This is a genomic window from Collinsella sp. CLA-ER-H7 (genome assembly GCF_040092345.1).
Lineage (GTDB): Bacteria > Actinomycetota > Coriobacteriia > Coriobacteriales > Coriobacteriaceae > Collinsella.
The window spans coordinates 42,809-68,776 of the sequence record NZ_JBBNLT010000006.1 but is presented as its reverse complement, the minus strand read 5'-3'; the positions used below and the strand labels follow the sequence as shown (position 1 = coordinate 68,776).

Here is a 25,968-nt window from a genome sequence, read left to right as displayed (position 1 = left end):
GCGGCTGGGCGACGGGCTGTGAAGGCAACCCGATTGGCCCGCATCTGGAGTTTGTTCTACGGCGTTGGTATTACTTGGTATTCCTAAGTATTACCCCGCAGATAGAATACCATACCCGATCCCATGGGGACGGAGAAAAAACGGATCAATTTGTTGCTGAGTAAGTATTTAGAGCGTGATGATGTCCGAGATATTGAGGGCCTGAGCGTCGACGGCATCGTGCGTAGCAAGCAACAGCATGCGGCCGTCGAGCAAGTCGCGCACGACCTCGGCGCATGCGTCGCGCGCAGCGATGTCTAGACCGGTAAAGGGCTCGTCCAGAATCACCGCGTCGCCTGGGCACAGCAGAGCTCGGGCAATCTCGACGCGACGGCGCTGCCCGCCCGAAAGCTCGGCCACACGAGCATGCACATCGACCCCCGGCACCAGCAGGCGCAACAGGGCTGCGGCACTCGAGGCGTCCATGTGCGCGTCGGCGCACACCAGCACGTTATCCAGGGCAGAAACGTCCTCGACCAGGTGCACATCCTGAAACACCATCGAGCACGGTGCGCACTCCCCCGCCGCCAGCGCGAGCAACGTCGACTTGCCCACACCCGAGGCGCCCATCACGCAGGCGCGCCCACCCGCGGGCACGCGAAGCACCAGTCCGTCGAGTGCCGGCGCCCAGGGCGCCCGGTCGCCCACCGCGAGCGCAAGCTCCGCAGCAGCGCCGGCGCCAGCAGAGTCGCCCGAACGCCCGCGAGTACCACGCCCATGTGCCCACACGGCAGCACGCCACGCCGCGGGCCCCGAAGCCCGCAGCAACCACACCAGCACACGCTCGCATGCCCACGATGCCGCCACGACTAGCACGGTCCAAGCCAGCAGGTCAGCCGTCTCGATGAGCAGCTTCGCCTGATAGATGCGCTCACCCACGGTGCCCACCGCCATGCCGATCAGCTCCGCCGCCACGCCGGCCTTCCAGCTCATGCCGATCACAGCGCGGGCGCACGAAAGCACAAACGGCAGGACCTCGCGCCAGGTGTGGGCGCAAAACAGACGCCAACCCCGCACGCCATGCAGACGAAACATCTGCTCCAGCGGCTTATCCACTTGCGCCAAGCCCTCGACCAGCGAAAAATATACGCCCGGCAGCGCCATCAAAAAGACCGCCGCAATGCTCACGCGCGCCGACCCCAACCAAATGAGCAGCAGGACCACCACGCAGGCAACCGGTGTCGCCTTAACAAACGAAAGCGCCGGCGCCACCAGGCGGGCAAACGTCCGCGACCGCACCGAGGCTCCCGCCATCACGCCGCCGCACACCGCGGCAAGCGCCAAACCGCCTAGAATCCGCGCACCCGAGCCCGCCAGAATCGCCCACGTGCCGACATCGCACACCAGCCGCAGCAACGCCACCACGACAGCGCCCGGCCCCGGCAAAATCAACGGCTGCGCCACGAAACCCGCCATCAGCACCCACACGGCAAGCCAAAAGGCGGCAACGGCACCTGCTGCCGCCACCGCCTTCATACGCTCTGTCATGTGTCGAGCAAACGCACGCACGGGCTACTCCATGTAGTAGAAATCGTCAGCCGGGAGCTTGCCGCCCACGGCGCTCGCGTCCGCATCGGCCAGCACCTGCAGGTATCCACCGAGCGCCGCCTTCATATCCTTCCCCGTCTGGCACACGAGCATGCACCCGGGAATCGCCTTTTCGGCAATCGCGGCGTTATCCACGATACCCGCATCGACCACGGCCTGAGCCCAGTCCGCCGGCGCCGCGTTCACGGCCTCAACGCTCGCAGCATGGCAGCTCAGGAATTCCGCCACGGCCTCGGGATGCTCCTCGGCAAAGGCACGGCGCACCACGGTCACGCCCGTCAGCAGGCGCGAACCCGTGTCACTTGCCAGCTCATCCCACACATCGGTCAGACTTACCGGAGCCGACAGCTTGCCTTCGCTCTTTGCGATGGCAGCGGTCTTGAACGGCTCGGGCAGCACGCCCACGGCAGACGGATCGGCAAGCAACGCCGACAGCACCTCGGTGGGCTCGCTCTTAAACTCAAGCGCCACCTGGCCGGTCAGGCCCGCGCGCTCCAGCAGGTAACTCATGACGTACTCCGGCGTGGTGCCCTTGCCCGTCATGTAGACAGTATGGCCCGCCAGATCGCCAAACGAGGCCACACTCGCGTTACCCGTCACCACGTTCAGCACGCCCAGCGTGTTGATGTCGATGACCTGCACCGCGCCCTCGGTCTTGTTGTAGAGCACGCTCGCCACGTTGGCCGGCACCAAGGCAATGTCGATATCGCCCTGAATCACCTTGGGCGCGATCTCGTCGGCGGCAGTGTTGATCGCAAAGTCGAACTCATTGTCCGTCTCGCCATCGGCAGCCTGGTCCATAAACTGCACCAGGCCAATCGAGGTCGGCCCCTTGAGCGAGGCGACGTGCACCTCGACCGGCTCGGCAGCGGCACCGTCAGCGACAGACCCGGCAGCCGAGCCCGCGGCAGACCCGGCCCCGGCAGACCCGCCGCCACAGCCAGCCAGCGCGAGCGACAGGGCGCCCACGGCGAGCGCCGAGGCAAACCCCCGGCGCGACATCTCAACATCAAACACACGCATGGCTAGCACGCCCCCTCGTTGGGCATCGACCAGGCGTGATGGTCGGTATGCAGCAACTCCTCGGCCAGCGGCGAGAGCGGCTCGCCCAAGAACTCGCGGTAGCAAGCCTGGACATCGGGATTCTCGTGCGAGAAGCGAATCTCGGCGTTCGCATCCAGGCCCCAGAGTACCTGACCACGCTCGGCCGCCAGCTCGCAGCCGTCATGGATGGGCTGACCGCCGCCACCGACGCAGCCGCCGGGGCACGCCATAACCTCAACGAAGTCATAGCTCGCACGACCGTCGCGAATCGCGTCGAGTAGGCGGGCGGCGTTGCCCAGCCCGTGCACCACGGCGACGCGCACTTTGGTGCCCTCGATATCGGCCGCGGCTTCCTTCCAGCCGTCCAGGCCGCGCACGTCAGTAAAGAAGTCCGCATCGGGGTTCTCGCCCGTCACCAGGTAATAGGCCGAGCGCACGGCGGCCTCCATCACGCCGCCCGTGGCGCCAAAGATCACACCCGCGCCCGTGCCAAAGCTCAGCGGCGTATCGAGCGGCTCCTCGACCAGCGTGTCAACACTCACGTGGCTCGCGCGGATCATGCGCACCATCTCGCGCACCGTCAGCGCAACGTCCACGTTGGGCGTGCCGTCCTCGCCCACCATGCTCGGCAGCGCACACTCGGCCTTCTTGGCCGTGCACGGCATCACGGACACCACGAACAAGCGCTCGGGCTCAACGCCCAGCACCTTGGCGTAATATGTCTTGGCGATGGCGCCGAACATCTGCTGCGGCGACTTGGACGTGGACAGGCTGTCGACAAACTCCGGATAGCGCGCCTTCACAAAGCGCACCCAACCCGGGCAGCAGCTCGTAAACATGGGCCAGCCGCGGCTGTCGCCTTCGCCCTTAGCGGCGGCGCCTAGGCGCTCGAGCAGCTCGGAACCCTCCTCCATAATGGTGAGGTCGGCCGAGAAATCGGTGTCGAACACGTACTCAAAGCCAACGCGGCGCAGTGCGCAGGCCAGACGCTCGACGGTGGCCTCCTCGCGCTGGATGCCGAGTTCCTCGCCCCAGGCGCTGCGCACGGCAGGCGCGATCTGCACCAGCACGATCTTGTCGGGATCGGCGAGAGCATCGAACACGGTCTCGGTGTCGTCGCGCTCGCGCAGCGCGCCCGTTGGGCAATGCGTGATGCACTGGCCGCATGCGACACAATCGGTCTTGCCGATCGGTGCGCGCCCGCGGGTACCCACGGCGGTATGCGTGGCGCGGTTGGTCAGGTCCCAAATCCCTAGGCCCTGCACGCTCTCGCACACCTTGATGCAGCGCATGCATTTAATGCACTTGTCGTTTTCGCGGATGATGGGAAAATCGAAATCCCAGCCCTCGCCCGTCAAGTGCTTTTGATACGGCAGGTAGAAAATGCCCAGATCGTTGGCGATGGTCTGCAGGTTGCAGTTGCCGCTGCGCACACAGCTCGTGCACTGCGAATCGTGCTGGGACAGCAGCAGCTGCACGTTGGTGCGACGGGCCTCGCGGGCCTTGGGGCTGTTGGTGTGCACCACCATGCCGTCGAGCACGTAGTTGTTGCAGGCTGCAACCAGCTGGTCGCAGCCCTCAACCTCGACCACGCACACGCGGCAGCCGCCGATCTCGTTCAGGTCGCGCAGATAGCACAGGGTGGGAATCTGAATGCCGACGGACTTGGCTGCGTCCAGGATCGTGGTGTGCTCGGGTACCACGACCTCGCAATTATCGATAGTGAGCTTGACCATATTGTGCGCTCCGTTTTCGGTGTTGTCGCTGGCGGTGGTTTTGTTGGGCTCTACCATTCCAGGTTCCTCCCTCCGCGGAACGCGCCAAAGCCAAAGTGGTCGCAGCGCAGGCAGCGGCTCGCCTCCTGGCGCGCCTCCTGCTCGGTGAGACCCTGCTCGACCAGATTCCAATCGTGAATACGCTCGCCGGCCTCGCGCTCGCCCAGCTCGCAGCGGCCGCACTCATGCTTGCCCTTAAACTGAACGGTCGGCAGCTCCACGTCGAGCTTAATCTTGTGGTCGAAGCCCAGGTAGCGGTCGATGTTTGCCGAAGCCACGCGGCCGGCATTGATGGCGCGGATGACGGTGGCGGGGCCGGTCTGACAGTCGCCGCCGCTAAAGAGGCCATCAAAGTTGGGCACGGCGCCGTCCGAATCGGTGACGATGCAGCCCCACTTGCAGGCAATGCCCATCTCCTCAAACGGCTTGGAATCGATGTCCTGGCCAATGGCGACGAACACGCGCTCGCAGGGGATGACGCGCTCGGGCGTGGCGGCGGCACGCGGAGCCGGACGACCGCGGCGGGGCTCACCGATAATCTGCGGCTGCACGCGCAGGCCGTTCACGCGACCGTCCTCACCCGTCTCGATGGCGAGCGGGGCTGTCAGCTCCAGCACCTCGCAGCCCTCGGCCTGGGCACCGGCGATCTCGGCGTCCTGGGCCGTCATGTCGCAGATGCGACGGCGGTAGACGATGCTTACCTTTTCGGCACCACAGCGCACAGCAGAGCGTGCCACGTCCATGGCAACGTTGCCGCCGCCGATGACGCACACGCGCTGGCCGCTTAGGTCGGGCAGCTCGTCGTCGCCGATGGCACGCAGCATCTTGACGGCCGACTCCACGCCGAGCGCCTCTTCGCCCGGAAGGCCGAGCTTCTTATCGCTGTGGGCGCCAATGGCCAGGTAGACGGCATCGAACTCGTCGCGCAGGCGGGCAAGCTCCTCGCCGTTGACGGAGTGGTCGAGTTCCACGTCGATGCCGGCGCTCAAGATCCAGTCGATCTCGGCCTGCAGGCGCTCGCGTGGCAGACGGTAGCTGGGAATGCCATAGCGAAGCATGCCGCCCAGGTGGTGACGCTGCTCAAAGATGGTCACCTTATGGCCCATCACGGCCAGGTAGTAGGCGCAGGAAAGGCCAGCCGGGCCGCCGCCAATCACGGCGATGCGCTTGCCGGTGTTGTCGGCCACGCTGGGCTTGTAATCGTTGAGGTCGCTGTGCTCAACGGCAAAACGCTTCAGGGCGAGGATGTTCATGGGATCGTCGACCATGCCGCGACGGCAGTGCATCTCGCAGGGATGCTCGCACACCAGGCCGCAAACGAGCGGCAGCGGGTTGTTCTTGCGGATGACCTTGACGGCATCGGAATAGCGGCCGGCCTCGACCAGCAAAATATAACCGGGAATGTCGACGTGCGCCGGGCAGCCCGAGACGCACGGGACGCGGGCCTCGCGGTCAAAGCCGCAGGAGTGCTCGCGGATGTGGTGCTCAAAATCGTCGCGAAAACCGCGGATAGCCGTAAGCGCCATGGCGCCGGCCTCGTAACCGATGGCGCAGTCGCTCGAAAGATAGATGGTGCGGGCCGTGCGCTCAATCAGGTTGAGCGTGGACTCATCGGCACGCCCTTCGAGCACGTCGGCGAGCAGATCGCTCAGCGCGCTCAGGCCCACGCGGCAGGGCGTACACTTGCCGCAGCTCTGGGTGGAGCACAGGTTGACGAGCGCTGCCGTAAACTCAACGGGACACGGAGCGAGCGAGCTCACCGCCAGACGACGTCCGAGCGCATCGTGCAGGTCGTCCATGACGGCCTGAGCGTGGCTGCGTTCCATTACGTGCAGTCGTGCCATAAGATCCCCTCTCATGTGGCAGCCCGGAGGCGAGGCCGGGCGAAATTGCTACACGCACAACACTGAGCTAAAAAGTTGTTAGGTCTCCACACGGTTCGGCAGGCGGTATAAAATGCGACCCTCAGCGGTGAAATAGAACATTACCGCAGATAAATGCCATATTTGATAAAACGCGTTACCAAATGACAATGCCCCGCCCACGCAATCACGTGGACGGGGCATTGCTCATGGTATGCGGTCAGCGACCCTGTTGCTTTTACTTAAGCTCGGGCCAGTAACCCTTGTTGGCCTCGATCATGTCGTCGAGAACCTCCTTGGCGACCTTCATCGACGGCACGGTCTTGTTCAGCGTAAAGGCCTTGAGCGCCTTCTCGTACGAACCCTCGATCGTAGCCTCGACCACGAGCTTCTCGGAATTCAGCTGCTGCATCATGAGGCCCTGCTGGAACAGAGGAATGTTGTCGCGGCTGATGACCTCGGGGCCGTTCTTGCCAATGTAGGCAGGCAGCTCGACCATAGCGTCGTAGGGCATGTTGGGGATAGCGCCCTTGTTCTCGCAAATGACCAGGAAGCGCTGCTTGGTGTCGTTCTTCAGAGCGATGGCCAGATCGGCAATCCAGTCGCCGTGGCTGCCCGCATAGAACGTGCTCTCGTCGATCTCGCCCGTCTTCTCGTAGTGATCGATACCGTCGAAGAGGTTCTTCTCGCGCGTCTCCTCAACCTCGTTAGCACGGGTGCGCTCGGGGTTGGAGTGCTCGACGAACTCCTTCTGCTGCAGGTAGTAGTTCAGATACGTGTTGGGCAGGTACTCCGGGAAGCACTCCATGATCTCGTACTCGCCCTTCCAGACGTAGTACCAGCTGCCCTTAGTGTGGCGGTTCTGCTCGGGATGCTCGTCGGCGGTCTCCTCGGGCTTCTTTGCCATGAGCGAGCCCATGCCCTTGAGGTAGGAATCGGGCAGCAGAATCTCATGCTCCTTGATGTACTCGCGCAGCTGCGGGAGCACCTCCTCGCCCTTGTGGCGGATCGAGGTGAACCAACCAAAGTGGTTGAGGCCAAAGTAATCGTACTCGACATCCTTCTTGTCGATATCGAGCGCGGCGCAAACCACGTCGATGATTGCGATCGGCATGTCGCAGATGTTGATGATGCGAGCGTTGGGACGCAGCACGCGGCAGCCCTCGGAGACGATGGCGGCAGGGTTGGAGTAGTTGAGAATCCAGTAGTCCTTCTTGGCGTACTTCTCAACGTCATCGATCAGCTCGACCATGGGGAAGATAGTGCGCATGCCATAGGCAAGGCCACCGCAACCGCAAGTCTCCTGACCCACGCAGCCGTGACGCAGAGGGACCTTCTCGTCCTGCTCGCGCATGGCATAGCCGCCCACGCGCATCTGGGCAAACACGAAGCTCGCGTCGGTGAAAGCCGTCTCCTTGTCGGTGGTCACCGTGAGCTTGATGTCCAGACCGAGGTCCTCATGCAGAATCCAGTCCACGAGCACGCCGATCTTGCGCTGGCGCTCCTCGTTAATGTCGTACAGACGAATCTCGTCAACATCGAGCTCGTCCTTGCGCAGAGCGATGGACTTGACGATGCCGGGGGTAAAGGTGGATCCGCCACCACACAGAGTAATGATCATTGTTTACTGCTCCTTCTCAATTGCGTTTTCGACCTTGTCGCGCATCTCGGCGACTTTCATGCCAAAGATGATCTGGATATTGTTGCCGTTGCGGTTGATGCCGCTGTTGGGCACGTGGTTGATGAGGTTCTCATCAATGAGGTCCGGGTTCTTAACGTTCACGCGGAGACGCGTAAAGCAGTTCTCGAGCTCCTCGATGTTGTCCTTGCCGCCAAGACCTGCGACCAGGTCGGCAATACCTGCATCGACGCCCTCTGCGGGAGCCGCGGCAACAGCGCCCTGCTTCACCGCGACAGACGCGGCGGCCTCGCCCTCGGCAACGGACTCGGCGAGCTCGGACTCCTCCTCGCGACCAGGCGTGTGGAGGTTGAGCTTCTTGATGAGGAAGGTGAAGAGGAAGAAGTACAGAGCGGCGTTGACGACTCCGAGCACCAGCATAACCGGCCAGTTGGTCTTGTCGACACCCAGGACCAGGTTGGAAACCACGATGTTGATGATGCCGCCTGCAGTCGAAGCGGGCACGGAGAGGACCTTGAGCAGGACCAGGAAGATGCCGGAAAGAACCGAGTGAACGACAAAGAGCACGGGAGCGGCAAAGACAAAGAGGAAGTCCATGGGCTCGGTCACGCAGGAGAGCACGGCGGTGATGATCAGCGGGATGATAACAGCTTTGGTCTTATCCTTGTTCCCCTTGTAAGCGGTGACGATAAAGGCGAGACCGATACCGATGTAGGGCCACAGGTTGTTAAAGGTATAGCTGTTGAAGTAGGTGCTATCGGAGAAGGGCTGGCCCGTCATTGCCATCTCGGCGACACGGATGGGGTAGGCACCGGCGATAACCTGATCACCCAGCGTCAGGGTGCCGCCCACATCGGAGAACTGGAACGGGGTGTAGATGAGGTGGTGCAGACCGGTGGGAACGAGCAGCTTGTTGAGCATGCCGTAGATAAACAGACCGATGTTGCCCGACTCCTTAATGATGCCGGCAACGGAGGAGATGGCACCCTGAACCGGAGGCCAAACGATGCAGAAGCCAGCGCCCATGATCCAGGAAATGATGATCATAATCAGGAACGGGAAGCGAACGCCCGAGAACATCGAAAGGGCAATGGGGAACTGCTTGTTCGAGTACTTGTTGAACACGGCACCGGTGATGCAACCAAGGATGATGCCGCCAAACACGCCGGTATCGAGCACCTGGATGCCCATAACGGTGGCCTGGCCGGTTCCGGTAAGGCCGAGCATGCCGCTCGCATCGGCAAGAGAGCCGGTGGCGTTGAGCACGATGTTGTTAGCCTGCAGGAACAGGAAGAACGACATCAGGGCGATCAGCGAAGCATGGCCCTTGTTCTTCTTTGCCATGGCGCCGGCGATGCCCACGCAGAACAGAATCGAGAGGTTGTTGATGATAAACATCAGCGACTGATAGACAACGGCGCCCACGAGTTGGAACGGACCGAAGCCCAGCACAGGGATCATGGCGCAGATGGTCTTGTTGGTCAGAATGATGCCCACGATGAGCAGGATGCCGGCAACCGAGAGATACATCATCGGCTGAACGATCGACTTCGCGAACACCTCCAACGGCGCTTTGAAATTGAACTTCTTTTTTGCGGTCATAGCGGTACTCCCCTTCCTTTTCCGCAAATTAAGACAGATGTGCCCTAGACAAGACCGTGAGCCTTGCCTTATATCAATCGATGTGTGGGCACGTTATGCCTAGAGACCAGGTTCTCCAAGCAGGTTAACAATGTGATATGCGAGATAACTCTTCTCGGCATCGGTAACGACAACGTTATAGGTAGACGACAAGTGGGCGGCTATGGCATCCGCACACGAGAATGCACACGGATACGCCGTTTCATCGATTCGGAACAGCGCGTCTCCGTTGATTTGCCCGGCCGTAGGATCGAGCGCTCGCTGTGCGAAAAACTGCAGGTGACGAACGAAGCGTTCATAAGGCAGCGAGGTGTCGTCGAGGGTCGTGGCATAGCGCTTGGAAACAATCGCGAGCACGTCGCGAACAAGCTGGACCGAAACAATCAAACGATCGGAGCGTTGCGGCATGGTGGCGTTGACGATATGCAGCGTAATGAAACCCTGCTCTTCTTCGCTCATCTGGATGCCCATATACTCCTTGATAATCTGCAGCGCACGGCCCGCAAGTGCATACTCCTTGCGATAGAACTGCTGGATCTCGAGCAGCAACGGATTCTCACAGGAGACGCCCTTGCGCTCACGCTCCAAAGCAAGGCTGATGTGGTCTGCGAGAGCAATGAGAATCTTGTCATTGATATCGACATTGAGCTCTCGACGAAGCATCTGAACGATGTCCTCGGAAATCACGAGGTTGACGGTGGGGATGGACTCCAAAAGATGTGCCAAGCGGTCGATCGTACGCGAATCCTGAGAAGTTCCCTCCTGCAACGCGTAGGTCTTTTCGATCGACGCCTCGTCGATGGCATCGCCGGCATGACGGCCAAAGCAGAGGCCTCGACCGATGAAGATGAGCTCGGAGCCATCGTCCGAAGTGCCCATTGCGACGTTGTTGTTAAAAACTCGCTTGATAACCACGGTACCCACCACAAGAATTTACTCGGAAAGCCAGACGACAGGCTCTTTAACAGCAACAGGGCCGGAAGCATGCTCGCAAAGAGTCGAGTTCTCCGAACGCTCGCACACGATAACGAAGACCGTAGGATCAAAGCCGGCAGCGCGAACCACGTCGAAATCGACCTCGACGAGGGGCTGGCCCGCGTCAACGTGATCGCCCTGGGCAACAAGCGCATGGAAGCCCTTGCCCTCAAGTTTAACAGTGTCGATTCCGATATGCAGCATCACCTGAGCGGAGCTGTCGTCGGACATGATGCCCAGCGCGTGCTCAGTCGGAAACAGCGCCGCGACGGTGCCGGAAACAGGAGCGCACACCGTTCCCTCTTGGGGAACCACGGCAACGCCATCGCCCACTGCACGGCTGCTAAAAGCGGGGTCATTGGTTTTTTCTAGATGAACAAGCTCGCCGGAAACGGGAGCGAGGATTTCGAACTCGGAAGCCGCAGTCGTCTGCTTATCCGAGCCACCCATTAGGCGAGAAAAGAAACCCATGGTGACATGTCCCTTCATAAATATAGCCCAACCAAAATCAATCGAATGCGCCCATTGAGACACACCCGTTCAAAGACTTTGGTTAGGCCCACGTCCGAGGGGACTCGGTAACCTTCCGCATTTCTTTTACGGGGGTTATTGTAGACAAGCCCAAAGCCGGAACAATCATTATGACCGGCGAACGGTATTTTTTCTCCGATAAACGGTATTTATGCGGTATTCGGGACGTTCCTTTTCTGCCGGCACTCGGGGACACTCCTCACTCTGGTGCATTGGGGACAGGTTTGTTTGCACCAGGTCGGCGCAGATCAACCTGGCCCCATTGCACCAATTTCGTATGCGCTAGATAAAGAGCTCGCATTCCTTCCGCGCGACGCAAACCTTGCTCAGCATCTGGGAAACAGCGGATAGCTTGTTGGGATCAAGCTTACGAGCGCCTCGCGGACATACGGCAATGCAGCGCATGCAGGAGATGCACGCCTCGCCAGCTGCTCGTTTGGGGTCACCCTTGTCGATAGCACAAACGGGGCACGCCGCGGCGCATGCACCGCAGGAGACACAATCCCCTGTTGCCTCGGGTGCCATGCGGTGACCTCCGGCTTGTTTATAAGGACGATTGCCGGGAATAGAGGGCTCGGATGTATCCTCAGCCAACAGCTTTTGCTGAATTTGCTGCGCAAACTCTGCGAGCTGCGCCGCATCCTGCGCATCCGGTCGCCCAGCAGCAAACTGACGAGCAACGGAATGCTCAGCAATAGCAGAAACCGCTGCAACCACCCTAAATCCGGCGCGCTTCGCAACGTCCTCCAGCTCTACGAGCGTGTCCTCAAACGCGCGGTTTCCGTAGACGCACACCAGAACGGTCCGCGCTCCGTTGCCGCGCACCATGCCCAACCGGTCAGCCACCACAGCCGGTATTCTACCGGCATACGCCGGCACAGAGATTACGGCCACGTCGTCCTCAGTCATCGAGACAGCGCTGAAATCTAGCCCGCTATCGGTCAGATCGACGGTAACGGTATTCTTGCCCAGTGCCCCGGCCACAAGGCCAGACACCTTCCGCGTTCCACCCGTCGGACTAAACACAATTTCGAATACGCTCATCGAGGCACCCTCCCCTACGCCTGGCAACGCGTCAAGCCGCTTTCACATCCAGCCAGAGTATACGGCACGTGGGGTCCCCGTTTTGATGCACCAAGCACCCCAATGCACCCACCCTACGCTGTCTGCCTCTTCGTTTTGTATAAATTACGGTACAGATTGTATATATTTACGGGATACCGCTGTGTTCTCCCGAGGTACCCCATCCTGGCCCGTGCAAAAAACGGAGTATTCTGCAACGTGACCACGCCAGCACCGCCGCGGGTGGGCAAAACTGTAGGGCGCCGTATCATTCTAAGTCACGACATGGCGAGAATGACGCGCCCCTGCTCCGGAAAACGGCGAAATTTAACTCAAAACGCTCATAAGGGATATCTGAAGGCCACCGTTGGCAATACCGAATCGTATGCAGCCAACTAGAGCTGCTGAATACTCCAAAAAATGCACGGAGCACCCCATGGGACCCATTGCCGCATGGCAGGAAACAGGCCCACGGCATCCTCTAGATGCATTCCCGAGGAAATCACATTTGAACTAGCGATCGGATACGGCAAACAAAAAGGGCCCCGAGCGTAGTTGCTCGGGGCCCTTGGTTCACCTCACGCTAGCGTGCGATGCGTATGTTACTTGCGCTTGCCGCCGCCGTCACCGGGACGGCGGGAGCTGCTGCCGCGCTTGCCACCACGACTATTGCCATAGCTGCCACGATTATCGCGACCGCCGGCACGGCCGCCGCGGGAGCCGGCCTGGTTGCCGCCACGCCCGCCACGATAGCTGCCACGACGCTCCTCGCGGGTATCGTCGTAGTTGCGCCAATCATCGCGACGATCGCGGCTGGCACGCGGGTCACGACGATCGCGCGACTCGTTAGAACGACCAGCGCCGCCGCGGCCGCCATTGCCGCGAGCACCCTCGCGACGCTCGCCGCCGCGGCTACCGCGCTCTTCAAAGCGCTTGCCGCCACGGGACTCACCGCCACGGGCACCTCGCTCACCGCGGCTCTCGCCGCCGCGATGCTCATCACGGCCACCGCGCTCGTCATCACGACCGGAACGATGGCGGTCGCCCGAACCGCGCTTGCCACCGCGCGAACCGCGGCCCTCGTCCTCGCGCTCGACACGACGACGGCCACCGCGATCCTCATCCTCGCGACGGCGGCGATGCGCCTCGCCCTGGAACTGCTTGGCACGGCGCTCGGCACGGTTACCGCGCGCAGGCTGCTCAGCGGCACCAGCACCGCCGCGCTCCTCGGCAGCCACCTCGCGGGCCACGCTCTCCACAGCCTCGTCCACGCGAGCCTGAACGCCCTCGCGCACGCGGGTCTTGCCACCGCGCTTGGGACGGCTCGGACGCTCGCCGTCGCCACGGCGCTCGTCGCGACCGCGGTTGGAACGACCAGCCACGTCGCCGTAATCGTCGCCGTTGCGCTTGCCGTCGCGACGCGCCTGCTCAAGCTTCTTCTTGCTCTTGGACTTGCCGCGCTTGGTCTTCTTCTTCACCTTAAAGGCGGCAGGATCGCGCTCGGGGTCAACGGCGGGCGGGTTGGGACCCACGTGCAGGTCGCCGGCTTCGTAAATATCGGCCGTCTTGTCCATGAGCTTCTCGATCTCGTAGAACTCGTCGACGTCCTGCTCGGTCACAAACGTGATGGCCCAGCCTAGCTCGCCGGCGCGGCCCGTACGGCCAATACGGTGGATGTAGTCGGTCGGCTCGGCCGGCACGTCAAAGTTCACGACGTAGCGCACGTCGCTAATATCGATGCCGCGGGCGAGCACGTCGGTTGCCACCAGCACGTCGACGGTGCCGTCGCGGAAGGCAGAAAGCGCGCGCTCGCGCTGGGCCTGGCTGCGGTTGCCGTGAATCGCGGCGGCCCTGATGCCCTTGCGCTCCAGACGACGGCAGCAGCTGTCGGCGCGGTGCTTGGTGCGCATAAAGACGATAGTGCGCTCCGGACCCTCCTTCTTGAGGAACTCGGGCAGCAGGTTGTTCTTGGCCTCGATAGACACCGGGAACACAAACTGGTCGACGGTGTCGGCGGTCGACGTGGCGGGCGCGATCTCCACGCGAGCCGGGTCGCTCACCAGGTCGGTGATCTCGCCCACGGCCTCCTCGTCGAGCGTCGCCGAGAACAGCAGCGTCTGGCGCTCGGCCGGCGTCTCGCGCACAATACGACGGACGGCGGGCAAAAAGCCCATGTCGAGCATGCGGTCGGCCTCGTCGAGTACCAGCACTTTTACCTCGCCCAGGTGGCAGGCACCCTGCTCGATCAGATCGACCAGACGGCCCGGCGTTGCAACCAGGATATCGCAGCCGTACTTGAGTGCCGCGGTCTGCGGCTTGTAGCTCACGCCGCCCACGACGGTCACGGCAACATGGCCGGTGACGTCGGCGATCTTGCTCGCGACCTCGTCGATTTGCTGGGCAAGCTCGCGCGTAGGGGTGATGACGAGCATCACGGGGCCGCGGCCGTTGCCCTCGGGCTTTTTAGCACCGCGACGACGGTTGCGGCCGCCGCGCTCGCGCACGGGTTTGGGAGGAGCGATGTGCTCCAGATTGTTCATGGTCGGCAGCAAAAAGGCGGCCGTCTTGCCGGTGCCGGTCTGAGCGGCGGCAAGCAAGTCGCGGCCCTCGAGCACCACGGGAATCGAGCCGGCCTGCACGGGCGTCGGCGCCGTGTAGCCCAGGTTCTCAATAGCACGAAGCATCTCGTCGGAAAGTCCCAGCTCGTCAAAGGCGGGCAGGCTCTCGGTAGCGGACTCGACGGCCTGGGCAGCATTGGCCTCGTCGGCGGCATCGAAGGCAGCCTGGGTCATGGCCTCGCGGGTCTCGTCCAGAATCTCGGCGTCCGTGACGTCAGATACAGAATTACGCATATGTTGTTGTTCCTTATCTGCACGCGCAATGGGCACGGCATGCGACCGCGCGGGCGTGCTTGGTAGTGCGCTAATACATACAAAAACAGGTGCGCACAGAGAGGACGTTGCTCAGCACGCTGGCGATCGCTTTGGCAGCCCTATCACGCGCCGTCCAGACGCAGCAGCTCTAAGCGATGGAGCAGATTCGCCGCGGGTTAGTATACCCGTACTCCGTATGCCCCCACGTAAACCACAGATGACGGGGTGGACGAGGTGGGCCCGGCTGATTGTCTCAATCTGTAACATCTACAGGGCAAATCTTCCTCTACGTGTTACAGATCGAGACAAACGGTCGACACGGTTCAGAAACGTCTCAATCTGTAACAGTTACCGAGTAAAATCGGCCCTAATTGTTATAGATCAAGACAGAGGGGGATTTCCGTCCAGTCCAAACCAAATCTCTCAGTCTTCCTGCAATTTCGAACATGTGGCCTATAATGTTGCTTTGGTTACGCTATATATTGCGCAGCCATTTAATACGTCGCCCACCGGGGGCCATTAATTCCTATCGCCATATTGGCTAGGAAGCAATCAAAGGAGGTATCCGTGGCAGCAGAGACGCCTTGCTCGGTCCTCTATAACGATATTCGCTCGTTCGGCGGTCTTAAACATCTCGAGATCGCCCGAATGCTCATCAATGGAAACTCTTATCTCGGCAGTACCCTGCTCGAGAAATGCTCTTCCAACCGCTCGTATCTCACCCGTTACATCGTCCATCGCAAGCCTGACCAGTGCGCGCCCTCCATCTACAGCGACTTTACCGTCACCACGCTCAACCTTTCCTCGGCAATCTGCAGCAAGCTCGGCGGCGGCGAGTCCGCCTATCGGGCAATCGCCGAGCACTATCGCGGTCCGGCCGCCAACGAAATGATGTCGGCTCTCGCCAGCTACAAGCTGGACAGCCGCCTATATGCAAATGCCCTCAATCGCATCGACAACTTTGACGGCAATGCCGTGCGCGAGAAAAGCACGCTTTACCTTATGCTCTTTGTGGCAACGGGGGCGCTCGCCGATCCCGTTCAGGGCGTGGCCACCGTCGAGCGCTTTTGCGACAGCAAGACGGGCGAGCACTTTGGCACCACCGAAACTACCGTCGGACGTGGCTTTATGAGCAGCCTGGAGCAGCCGCGCACCGTCGCCCCCAACCTCGGTCTGCTCAGAACCCATGCCGACAACTGCGCCGACATGCAAATCCATCCCCTCACACGCGATCCGCGCGGCACCGTAATTGGTTCTTTGCCCAAAACCTCGCCCAGCATCACCGATGTGGGCGCCGACGCATCGCGCGAGCATCTTCGCATTTGGCTTGAGGGTGAGCACTGGTACGCCCAGGGCCTTGGATCGACCAACGGCACGGTACTCGAATCGGGTGCAGGCGACGGCGATATTGTGATTGAACCGCCACGCGACCAACGCGAGCCCGGCAAGATCTATCCCCCAGTGGAAATCGAAAACAGCGACAGGCTCCATCTGGGTCTCTACACGACATTCCTTGTCATTGTGGACTAGCACGGACGGCGATCGAAAGACGGTCGCCGTCCGTCTTTCGTCTTCTACCTTCTGCGTCGTAAACGACAATGCTCAGCGGTATACGTGGGCAGTGCGGCTATCATGGTACTTTACCGATATCCGCACTGCTCACGTATACGTGCGGCAACCCATGCCAGACAAAGGAACGCCATGGATACTACCGATAGCGCCTATGGCGACAAACTCATCCGTCTCGACACGTTCGATACCGCCGTGGCGGTCGACCCCAGCGCCGAGGATGACGCCAAGCGCCGGTTTATGACGCTTATTCTCCAGACGGCCCACCGCAACAACGGCAACATCGGGCACGTGCTGCGCGCGACCAACACGAGCGGCGAGGTCTTTGCCGTCAAGCTACTCAAGGACAACGCCATCCTTTCCGGCCAAGCCCCCGACCGCTCCGCCGAGCAATCGGCAGCGCACCTGGCCAACACCGCCGCGCTGTTCGAGGAGTACCGTCATCTGTGTACCGTCTCGCACCTGCGCGGATTTCCGCGCGTCTATGGCTACGGATCGCGCGAGGATGACCCTCTCATCCTCATGGAGTGGGTCGAGGGCACCTCGCTCAAGCAGGCGCTGCCCCTGCTTCCGCACGACGCCTCGGGCGGGCTGACCACCCAGATGGTCGCCGCCGTCGGAAACGCCGTGCTTCGTGCGCTCTTGATGACCCAAGGCCTCGTGAATCCGGTCATCCATCGCGACCTGTCGCCTGCCAATATCATGTTCCGCACCACCAGCCGAACGCTCGAGCAGCAGATTGCCGATTGTTCCTTTGACCCCTGCCTCATCGACATGGGCTCCGCGACCATGGCTCTCGGCGACGACACGATCACCCGACGCGCCGACATCTGGCGCTTTGCCACGCCCGCATACGCCGCGCCCGAGATGCTCACGCAGGATATCGAAGGCATCGCGGCCCTTCGCCGTTCGCCGGCAATCGATGTCTATGCGCTTTCGAGCATTCTGTACCAGCTCTACAGCGGTCGCAAACCGTTTGACTTTGAGTCGACGGACGCCGCTGCAACCGGCTCGTTCTATCTCGTAAAGACCAAGACCAAGCCGGCACCGCTCGAGCCGCGCTGCGAGGGCGATGAAGCGCTCGTCCAAATCATCATGAAGGGTCTCTCAGTCGAGCAGTGTGATCGTCCCACCGAGCAGCAGATGCTCGAGGTGCTCTCGACATACCTCACCGATGCCGAATCCGAGGGCCGCGAGGGCGCGGGCAGTGATGCCGCAATCGACATCGACTCCGGTACGCACCTTAAGGTCGACGTCGCCGGCGAGCGCGCGCGAGAGATCCTGGAACAGGCCCGGCACGATGCCATGACCCGTCGCCGGTTTATTATCGGTGGCGTCGTTGCAGCCGTTGCGGGGCTCAGCGTCATTGGGGCGGCAACCCATGGCTTTGGCATCCCCGACTACCTGGATGGCATCCGCGGTTCGCTTGACGACTACACCTGGGATCAGCTGCAGGAGATTTCGCTCAAGATTAAGGCCGCCGAGACCCGTAGCGAGGCACGCGAGATTGCCAAGCGCTATCACCTGCTCGATGCCGATGGGCATATCCCCTATCCGTGTACCAAACGTGTCACGCTCACCAACGGGCTGCAGGTTGGCGCGCAGCTTGTGGGCATCCGCCACGATGAGCTTCTGGACGGGACGGGCAAGGCCGGATTGACGTTTATGTTCGATGCGGGTATTGCCGAGCGCAACGCTGCGGCTGAACCGCCGAGCGCCGGCTGGGCAGATTGCGAGCTGCGGGAATGGCTCAACGGCGACGGCCTTAAGCTGCTGCCCAACGAGTTGCGCGCACTCATCAAATCTGTCAAAAAGATCTCGAATAACGCTGGCGCCGCCAACAGTGCATCGTGTCTGAGCGAGTTGCCCGCAACCCTTTGGCTGCCCGCCATGGTCGAGTTGTGCGGTACGCAACCGCCCGAGTCATTTGCCAAGGACTATCACTACCTGGCAGACATCTACAACGGCGAGGGCAAGGGGTACCAACTCTTCCGCGAGCTCAAGGTGAGCCCGTATTCCACGAACGAGACGATGGTCCGCCAGTGGAAGGGCAAGGACACCTGCTGGTGGGAGCGCACGGTGAGCCCCGACTCATCGGAGACCGAAGGCACGCTCTACATAAACCGTGTGGGCCACGACGGCGACGTCTTTACGTACGCAACGCCTGCGGACAACCCCAAGAAGCGGACCTGCGTGATCCCCGGGTTCTGTATTTAGGCGGCGGGCGTCTTGCCGTGACGGGACCCCTCCCCGGCAATTGTCTCGATCTGTAACACTAGCTCGGCAGATACAGGTCTAGATGTTACAGAACGAGACATTTGAGTTGACCGCAGACGCTCTGTCTCGATCTGTAACAGTTAGAGGTCATATTTGCTGCTAGATGTTACAGATTGAGACATTGAGTTTCCTGCCAACTGTTTGTCTTAATCTGTAACAAATACTCGGTAAAACGGGGTCTAGTTGTTACAAATCGAGACGTTTGGACTGCCACTCAACAGTTCGTCTAAATCTGTAACAACTATGGTTCAAAAACCGGTCCAGATGTTACAGATTGAGATGATTGGTTGGGACGGTTCATCGGCCAACCAACCACCCTCATCTGTAACGAAATGTCATACATTTCTTTCTGTACTGGACACCCCCAGGGGGTATGGGTGTATAGTATCAGCAGGTTAACAATTCCAACACCAAATTACAGAAAGGAGAAGCCATGGCTCAAGATAAGTTTGACGTGGGCGGCATGACATGTGCCGCCTGCCAGGCGCACGTGGACCGTGCCGTGAGCAAGCTCGACGGCGTCCAAAGCGTCGCGGTCAACCTGCTCGCCGGTTCCATGATGGTCGACTACGACCCCGCGCGGGTCTCCCCCGACGATATCTGTACCGCCGTCGACCGCGCGGGCTACTCGGCCTCACCCGTCGAAGCGGGCGCCGGTACCGCCGGCTCAAGTGGCAGTACGCAAGCCAGGTCCGGCGCCGCCCATATGGAGTCGCCCACCAAAAAGCTGGAGGCCGCCGCCTCTGCCATGCGCACCCGCCTCATCGTCTCGATCGTATTCCTCGTCCCACTGTTCTACATAGGCATGGGGCACATGCTCGGCTGGCCGCTGCCCGGCATCTTCACCGACCACACCCACAGCATGACGCTCGCGCTCACCGAGCTCGTCCTGCTCATTCCCATCGTCTACGTCAACGACGCGTACTTTATCAACGGGTTTAAATCACTCGCACACGGCGCGCCTACCATGGACGCCCTTATTGCCGTGGGCGCCACCGCCTCCATCGCCTGGTCGCTCTACGCCATGTTCATCATGGCCGACCAATTAGCCGCGGGCCAGGTCCACGAGGCCATGATGACGGGCATGGACAACCTGTATTTTGAGAGTGCGGGCACGATCCTGTCGCTGGTCACCGTAGGCAAATATCTCGAGACACGCAGCAAATCCAAGACCGGCGGCGCCATCGAGGCGCTCATTGACCTGGCGCCCAAGACCGCGACCGTCGTGGCCGAGGACGGTACCGAGGCCACCGTCGACGTCGATGCCATTCTGCCCGGCCAGGTCCTGCGTGTGCGCCCCGGAGAGTCCATCCCTGTCGATGGCGTGGTGCTCGAGGGCAGCTCGGCCGTGGACGAAAGCGCGCTCACCGGCGAGTCCATCCCCGTGGAGAAGACCGCCGGCGACACCGTTAACGCCGCCACCGTCAACCGCACCGGATCGTTTACCTTCCGCGCTACGCGTGTGGGCGCCGACACGTCGCTTGCCAAGATTGTCCAGCTCGTCGAGGACGCCAACGCCACCAAGGCACCCATCGCCCGCATGGCCGACAAGGTCGCCGGCGTGTTCGTGCCCGTGGTGTTCATGATCTCGGTCGTGACCTTCGTGGTGTGGATGGCACTGATCGGTAGCGTGAACGAGGCGCTCACCTCCGCCGTGGCCGTGTTGGTGATCAGCTGCCCGTGCGCGCTGGGCCTGGCCACGCCCGTCGCCATTATGGTCGGCACCGGCAAGGGCGCCGAGATGGGCATTCTGTTCAAGAGCGCCGAGGCGCTGGAGAATCTGCGCAGCGTGGGCACCGTGGTGCTCGATAAGACGGGCACGGTCACCCGCGGCAAGCCTACCGTAACCGATATCGTGGTAGCCACGCGCGCCGACGGCTCGCCCGCCATGAGCGAAAAGGCGCTGCTCAAGCTGGCCGCCGCGCTGGAGCGCTCGAGCGAGCACCCGCTGGCCGAGGCGATTATGGCCGAGTGCGAGACACGCGGGATCGTCGCGCGCATGGTCGAGGACTTTGCCGCCGTGCCCGGACGAGGCGTTACGGCGCGCGAAGGGCAAAACGCCATTGCCGCTGGTAACGTGCGCCTGATGAACGAGTTGGGCGTTACCGTGCCCGCGGGCCTTGCCGAGCAATTTGCCGCCGAAGGCAAGACGCCTCTGTTCTTTGCCAAGAACGGCGAGCTTGCCGGCACCGTCACCGTGGCTGACGAGGTCAAGGAGACGAGCGCCGGGGCCATCGCCGCACTGCGCTCGCTTGGCGTCGACGTGCGCATGCTCACCGGCGACAACCGCGTGACGGCCGAGGCCATCGCCCGCCGCGTGGGGCTGAGCAGCGAACAGGTCATCGCCGACGTCCTCCCCGCCGACAAGGAACGCCACGTGCGCGAGCTGCAGGATGCGGGCGGCAAGGTCGCCATGGTGGGCGACGGCATCAACGACTCCCCCGCCCTGGCGCGCGCCGACGTGGGCCTTGCCATCGGCACCGGCGCCGACATCGCCAAGGAGGGCGCCGACGTGGTACTCATGCGCAGCGACCTCATGGACGTCGCCCGCGCCATCGAGCTGTCGCGCGCCACGATCCGCAACATCAAGCAGGACCTGTTCTGGGCGCTGTTCTACAACGGCATCGGCATTCCGCTGGCGGCGGGCGTGTTCTTCCCCCTCACCGGTTGGCAACTCTCGCCGATGTTTGGCGCCGCGGCCATGAGCCTGTCGAGTGTCTGCGTCGTAAGCAATGCTCTGCGCCTGCGAACCTTTAAGCCTAAAGTGGCAAAATAGGCTCACCATTACGTCCATTTAGAACGGGTTTTCCAGGTGCCCGAGATCGACCTGAAAGAGGAGCGACGCGTACTTTGGTACGCGAGCGACGGCTTGAAGGTCAAGGTCGGGTGCCTGGGAAAGCCGACACAACAGAGAGGAATACCCATGCGTTACACAATCAAGACTACCGGCCTCATGTGCGGCCACTGCGACGCCACCGTCGAGACGGCGTTGCTCAACATAGCCGGCGTGACCGACGCCGACGCCGATCATGAGACTCAGACCGTACAGGTGGAGTGCGCCGACACCGTGACCGCTGAGCAGCTCGCTGCCGCCGTCGAGGACGCCGGCGAGAAGTTCCACGCCCTATCCGTGACCGCCGCGTAGCAGACGCCGCCTACTGAATCCTCAGAAGTTGCGGTGAAATACGGACTGTTGTGCCGCCCTAGGCCTTTAAACGGTCCGTATTTCACCGCAACTGACGGGGATATCCGAAAGATCGACCAGAAACGAGGACCCGCCATGATGGCAGACCACAAATCGGTGACCCGCATGCTCAAGACGGCACGCGGCCAGATCGACGGCATCTTGCGGATGGTCGAGGAGGACCGCTACTGCGTCGATATTTCCACGCAGCTCATGGCAACGCAGGCGCTCATTGCGCGCATCAACGCCGACGTGCTCAAGGCGCATATCGAGGGCTGCGTAACTTCGGCAATCGAATCGGGCGACGAAGACCTCAAAGCCGCCAAGCTCGCCGAAATCGAACGCGTCGTCGACAAGCTCTCCAAGTAATAGGGGCATTGGGGACAGACTTCTTTGCACCGTCTTGGTATTCCGGGGACAGGTATGTTTGCACCACATTGGTGCAGATTAACCTGTCCCCCTTGCTCTAAATCGGGTATAAAGGCGTGCAGCATATCGAACGAAAGGCAATTTGCATGAATGACTTTATGAAGGGTCGCAATGGCGCCGATGAACTCACCATCGTGATGGGTTTTGCCGGCATCGTCATCGCGATGATCGGATCGATAGCCCGCATCCAGTGGCTCAGCTGGATTGCCATCGCCGTAATCGTGATTGGCGTGCTGCGCGGCCTGTCCAAAAATATCGACGCACGTCGCAAGGAGAACGAGGCCTTTGTCGCCGCGACTGCAAACGTACCCGGCTTGGGCAAGTTTGTAGCCAGCTTGGGCGGCGGAGCTGCAGCGGCCAACGCCTCGCGCGCAGCCGGTACTAGCAAGGAAGACTTTGAACGTGCCAAGCGCACGGCCAAAAAGATGTGGAAGGGTCGCAAGACCACGGCATACCTCAAGTGTCCCAACTGCGGCCAGATGCTCTCCGTCCCCAAGGGCAAAGGCAAGATCCGCGTCACCTGCCCCAAGTGCCACGCCAAGATGGAAACCCGCTCCTAGCGCCCGCACGCGGGACAAATAAATCAGGTTTGTTTGTCCCAAATCTTAAGTATTTGTTCGATAAAAAAGCCGAGGCCTCGTGTTGAGACCTCGGCTTTTTGTATGCGGTAACAGAGTTGTCCCTTTGTCACACCTATGCCACGCCGTCGCGGGCGAGCTCCTCGGCCAGTGCCTCGGACGGCATGGCCATAATCGTGTCGAGCTCGGCGTCCACCTCGGGAATACGCTTCACCTTGAGTTTGCGCACCAGATCACCACGGCACATCACGTACGCCGGCTCACGCAGTGCGCACAGGTCATCGAGCGGGTTCTTGCGCGTCACCAGGATATCGGCGGCCTTGCCGCACTCGATTGTGCCGGTCTCGCCGCCCAGCCCCAGCAGCTCGGCATTGACCTGCGTGGCCGTATGCAGCGCGAAGGCGTTACTCACACCCACGTACTTGGCAAAATAGGCCACCTCACGCCACATGTCGTACTGCGTCACGAACGGGCAGCTCGAGTCCGTGCCAAGGCCCACCTTAACGCCAGCTTCCAGTGCGGCACGGGCGCTCTCGATGATGCCCGAGCACACGATGTCGCCGTTCTTCTTTTGTGTATCGGTCGAATGGGTCTTTTCCGGGTCGAGCAATACAAACGGCAGCGCCGGGCTGATCGTGCAGGTAACGCTGGGCGCACGCCCCTCGAGCTGCGTGCCCGCGGCGCCACGGTACAGCTCCAGAATCTCGGACGTCAACGGAGCGCCGTGCTCAATCGTGTCAACGCCGGCCTCAAGCGCAACCTTCACACCCTCGGTACTCTCGACATGGGCCATGACCGGAAGGCCCATATCGTGCGCCGCCTTGCACGCCGCCGCGGCAACCTCCACCGGCATACGCAGCACGCCCGGCTCGCCCACCTCGGTCGCATCGAACACACCGCCCGTTACGAACAGCTTAATGACGTCGGCACCGCGCGCATACAGGTCGCGCACCTGTTCGGCTGCCTCGGCGGGACTGTTTGCCACCTGGGCGAACAAGCCCGCACCATGGCCGCCCGGCACCGTGACGCCCGTTCCCGGCGCCACCAGGCGAGGACCTTGATACTTGCCGGCGTCGATGGCATTACGAACGGCGATGTCGGCAAACAGTGGGTCGCCCGCGCCGCGCACCGTGGTCACGCCGCTTGCCAGTTGTTGTTGGGCGCTGCCCTTAAGAATATGGCGCACGATGGCGCGCCCCACGGGATTATCGAGCTTCTTCATCAGCGCGCCCGCATCGCCCGCCGAAACCGGCTTGCCCGAACCGCACAGATGCACATGCATATTGATGAGACCGGGCATGAGATACGCACCTGCCAGGTCGATGACCTCGGCACCTGCAGGTGCCTGCGCCACAGCACTCGGCCCCATCCACGTGATGACGCCGCGCTCAACAGTCACGGCCATATCGGGTTGCGGCTCCATATGCTCCGAACCATCCAGGACGGTCGCATTGATAAACAACGTGGAACGATCGGCAGACGCCATATCGAGCTCCTCCCCCTCAGAAAACTTGAACATTTGTCCATTATTATCCAGTGTAGCCCGATTGCCACAGACATATCGGTTAACGGAGGGAAGAGGGGATGTGGGGGACGGAATACGCTGCAGTCCCACCCCAGCGACACCAGGGAAATATCTCGATCTGTAACAGATACAGGGTTGTTGGGCCCCTTGATGTTACAGATCGAGACATTCGGTCGACGTTTCACCGGTTTGTCTCGATCTGCAACAATTACGAACTCAAACAACTTCTAAACGTTACAGATCGAGACAAAACCTCTCAGCGCCCATACCACTGGCGTCTCCACTCCTCAGCCAAATCGGGCCGTCGCGGAATACCCGCCAACCTCATTTTCTCGACCAGCTTCCCCGGGTCTTTGAGTTCGTTAAACGTAAACCGAAGCACCTTGTGCCCGAGCATCGTCAGATGAGACTCCCGCTGACGCTCCGCCACGAACGGGTCGACCGACTCCCGATCCCCATCATCCTGCAGGGTATACTTCCCCCTTCCATCGAGCTCGCCGATGACACATGTCCCGTCCTCGAGACGCCAAAAATAGTCGACGCGAAACACTTGACTCGGATCAAGCGGATCGCGAAACTCCACCTGCAACTCTGGCACCGGAAAACCGTATGCAATAAAGAACGCCCGAAAACGAGACTCGCCGCCGTTTTCGGACAGCCCGTCCGCATGCGACGCAATCACCTGAGCTCTGCGATACCCTCGCCTGCCCTCACAATCGGCACGGAGGCGCTCGAACAAATCCCAACGTGATACGCCTTTCGCCCGCAGTGCAGAATCGGCAATCGCCAACCCGTAGGAGAACGGCGCACGCAGCAAGCAATCCTCCACCGTGCGCCAAAACGACGTCACCCGCACGCCATCGACTTGTTCAAGTGCACCCGCCGCCTGCGGACGCAACAACCTGCACCCGCTGCTCAACGTCACCGAACAACCCGTCTTAACAAGAAAACGCGGCCCGAGCAGATCGTTCGGCACCTCCAGACCCCACAAAAGTGCCGCGTCATAGCCCCAAAACGCCCAATCGGGATGAAACTCTGTAAGCCCTTTGATGGTACGCAGTGCTCGCTCCGCCGGCGTCAGTACATCCCAATCATGTTGAAAGCAGAACAAATACGGCTCGGGCTCCGCGATATCATCGGTTCCCACATGACGCCGCAGCCACATGAGCTCGGCATTGTCATGCGTTGCGAGCAGCACGTCTTGTTCAGCCGCCTCCGTGAGCCTGGCAAGCATCCTATTCCGCGCCAAGGTGTTGCGTGCTGCATGCTTGTGTTTGAGAACGGTATTAGACACTTTCATCACCACCACGTCAGACAAATGGACCATCGTCACCGTTGCCTCCGCTGACAAATGTCTTGATCTGTAACAGGAAGACCGATTTTTGGCCGCTAGATGTTACAGATCGAGATCTTTCGA

18 protein-coding genes are annotated in these 25,968 nt (G+C 61.2%); 6 read left to right on the top strand and 12 right to left on the bottom strand.

Translation table 11 applies throughout. The features are described 5' to 3' along the window. Positions 1-168 precede the first annotated feature (168 nt). The 10 genes from AAAX75_RS05005 to AAAX75_RS04960 all read right to left on the bottom strand — a co-directional run bounded on the left by AAAX75_RS05005 (position 169) and on the right by AAAX75_RS04960 (position 14,968). On the bottom strand, positions 169-1,548 hold the full coding sequence (locus AAAX75_RS05005) for an ATP-binding cassette domain-containing protein (RefSeq protein ID WP_349091291.1): 1,380 nt from the start codon (positions 1,546-1,548) through the stop codon (positions 169-171). Between the two features lie 3 nt (positions 1,549-1,551). Beyond that, complete coding sequence (locus tag AAAX75_RS05000; protein ID WP_349091290.1) at positions 1,552-2,610, bottom strand: ABC transporter substrate-binding protein; 1,059 nt, start codon at positions 2,608-2,610, stop codon at positions 1,552-1,554. A 2-nt stretch (positions 2,611-2,612) separates the two neighbouring features. Continuing rightward, on the bottom strand, positions 2,613-4,367 hold the full coding sequence (locus AAAX75_RS04995) for a [FeFe] hydrogenase, group A (protein ID WP_349091311.1): 1,755 nt from the start codon (positions 4,365-4,367) through the stop codon (positions 2,613-2,615). Between the two features lie 50 nt (positions 4,368-4,417). Beyond that, a complete protein-coding gene (locus AAAX75_RS04990) occupies positions 4,418-6,250 on the bottom strand; it encodes an NAD(P)-binding protein (RefSeq protein ID WP_349091289.1) in 1,833 nt (610 codons plus the stop codon). 256 nt (positions 6,251-6,506) lie between these two features. Continuing rightward, on the bottom strand, positions 6,507-7,889 hold the full coding sequence (locus AAAX75_RS04985; protein WP_349091287.1) for a 6-phospho-alpha-glucosidase: 1,383 nt from the start codon (positions 7,887-7,889) through the stop codon (positions 6,507-6,509). A 3-nt stretch (positions 7,890-7,892) separates the two neighbouring features. Beyond that, positions 7,893-9,509, bottom strand: coding sequence for a PTS transporter subunit EIIC (locus AAAX75_RS04980; RefSeq protein ID WP_349091286.1), 1,617 nt, complete (start codon positions 9,507-9,509; stop codon positions 7,893-7,895). A gap of 99 nt (positions 9,510-9,608) precedes the next feature. Next, positions 9,609-10,463, bottom strand: coding sequence for a PRD domain-containing protein (locus AAAX75_RS04975; RefSeq protein ID WP_349091285.1), 855 nt, complete (start codon positions 10,461-10,463; stop codon positions 9,609-9,611). Positions 10,464-10,481: 18 nt separating this feature from the next. Next, a complete protein-coding gene (locus AAAX75_RS04970) occupies positions 10,482-10,994 on the bottom strand; it encodes a PTS glucose transporter subunit IIA (RefSeq protein ID WP_349091284.1) in 513 nt (170 codons plus the stop codon). Positions 10,995-11,336: 342 nt separating this feature from the next. Then, positions 11,337-12,038 carry a 4Fe-4S dicluster domain-containing protein gene (locus AAAX75_RS04965; protein ID WP_347479495.1) on the bottom strand — a complete coding sequence of 234 codons (702 nt, stop codon included), beginning with the start codon at positions 12,036-12,038 and terminating at the stop codon, positions 11,337-11,339. A gap of 680 nt (positions 12,039-12,718) precedes the next feature. Then, positions 12,719-14,968 carry a DEAD/DEAH box helicase gene (locus AAAX75_RS04960; protein WP_347479493.1) on the bottom strand — a complete coding sequence of 750 codons (2,250 nt, stop codon included), beginning with the start codon at positions 14,966-14,968 and terminating at the stop codon, positions 12,719-12,721. A gap of 588 nt (positions 14,969-15,556) precedes the next feature. Here AAAX75_RS04960 and AAAX75_RS04955 point away from each other — a divergent pair. The 6 genes from AAAX75_RS04955 to AAAX75_RS04930 all read left to right on the top strand — a co-directional run bounded on the left by AAAX75_RS04955 (position 15,557) and on the right by AAAX75_RS04930 (position 23,008). Further along, positions 15,557-16,519: an FHA domain-containing protein gene (locus AAAX75_RS04955; RefSeq protein ID WP_349091283.1), complete on the top strand. Its 963-nt coding sequence runs from the start codon at positions 15,557-15,559 to the stop codon at positions 16,517-16,519. Between the two features lie 171 nt (positions 16,520-16,690). Continuing rightward, positions 16,691-18,775 carry a DUF6273 domain-containing protein gene (locus tag AAAX75_RS04950; RefSeq protein ID WP_349091281.1) on the top strand — a complete coding sequence of 695 codons (2,085 nt, stop codon included), beginning with the start codon at positions 16,691-16,693 and terminating at the stop codon, positions 18,773-18,775. Between the two features lie 493 nt (positions 18,776-19,268). After that, positions 19,269-21,611 (top strand): heavy metal translocating P-type ATPase, encoded by a 2,343-nt coding sequence (locus tag AAAX75_RS04945; protein WP_349091280.1) that lies wholly within the window; start codon positions 19,269-19,271, stop codon positions 21,609-21,611. 147 nt (positions 21,612-21,758) lie between these two features. Further along, entirely contained in the window at positions 21,759-21,980 is a 222-nt protein-coding gene (locus tag AAAX75_RS04940; protein WP_271757453.1) for a heavy metal-associated domain-containing protein, read from the top strand. Positions 21,981-22,115: 135 nt separating this feature from the next. Continuing rightward, entirely contained in the window at positions 22,116-22,388 is a 273-nt protein-coding gene (locus AAAX75_RS04935; RefSeq protein ID WP_006235337.1) for a metal-sensing transcriptional repressor, read from the top strand. 146 nt (positions 22,389-22,534) lie between these two features. After that, entirely contained in the window at positions 22,535-23,008 is a 474-nt protein-coding gene (locus AAAX75_RS04930; protein WP_117734398.1) for a hypothetical protein, read from the top strand. A gap of 133 nt (positions 23,009-23,141) precedes the next feature. Here AAAX75_RS04930 and AAAX75_RS04925 read toward each other — a convergent pair whose 3' ends face one another. Then, a complete protein-coding gene (locus AAAX75_RS04925) occupies positions 23,142-24,545 on the bottom strand; it encodes an amidohydrolase family protein (RefSeq protein ID WP_349091279.1) in 1,404 nt (467 codons plus the stop codon). A 262-nt stretch (positions 24,546-24,807) separates the two neighbouring features. Further along, the gene (locus AAAX75_RS04920) at positions 24,808-25,884 is read right to left on the bottom strand and encodes a hypothetical protein (protein ID WP_349091278.1); all 1,077 of its coding nucleotides are present in this window, start codon (positions 25,882-25,884) and stop codon (positions 24,808-24,810) included. Between the last annotated feature and the right edge of the window lie 84 nt (positions 25,885-25,968).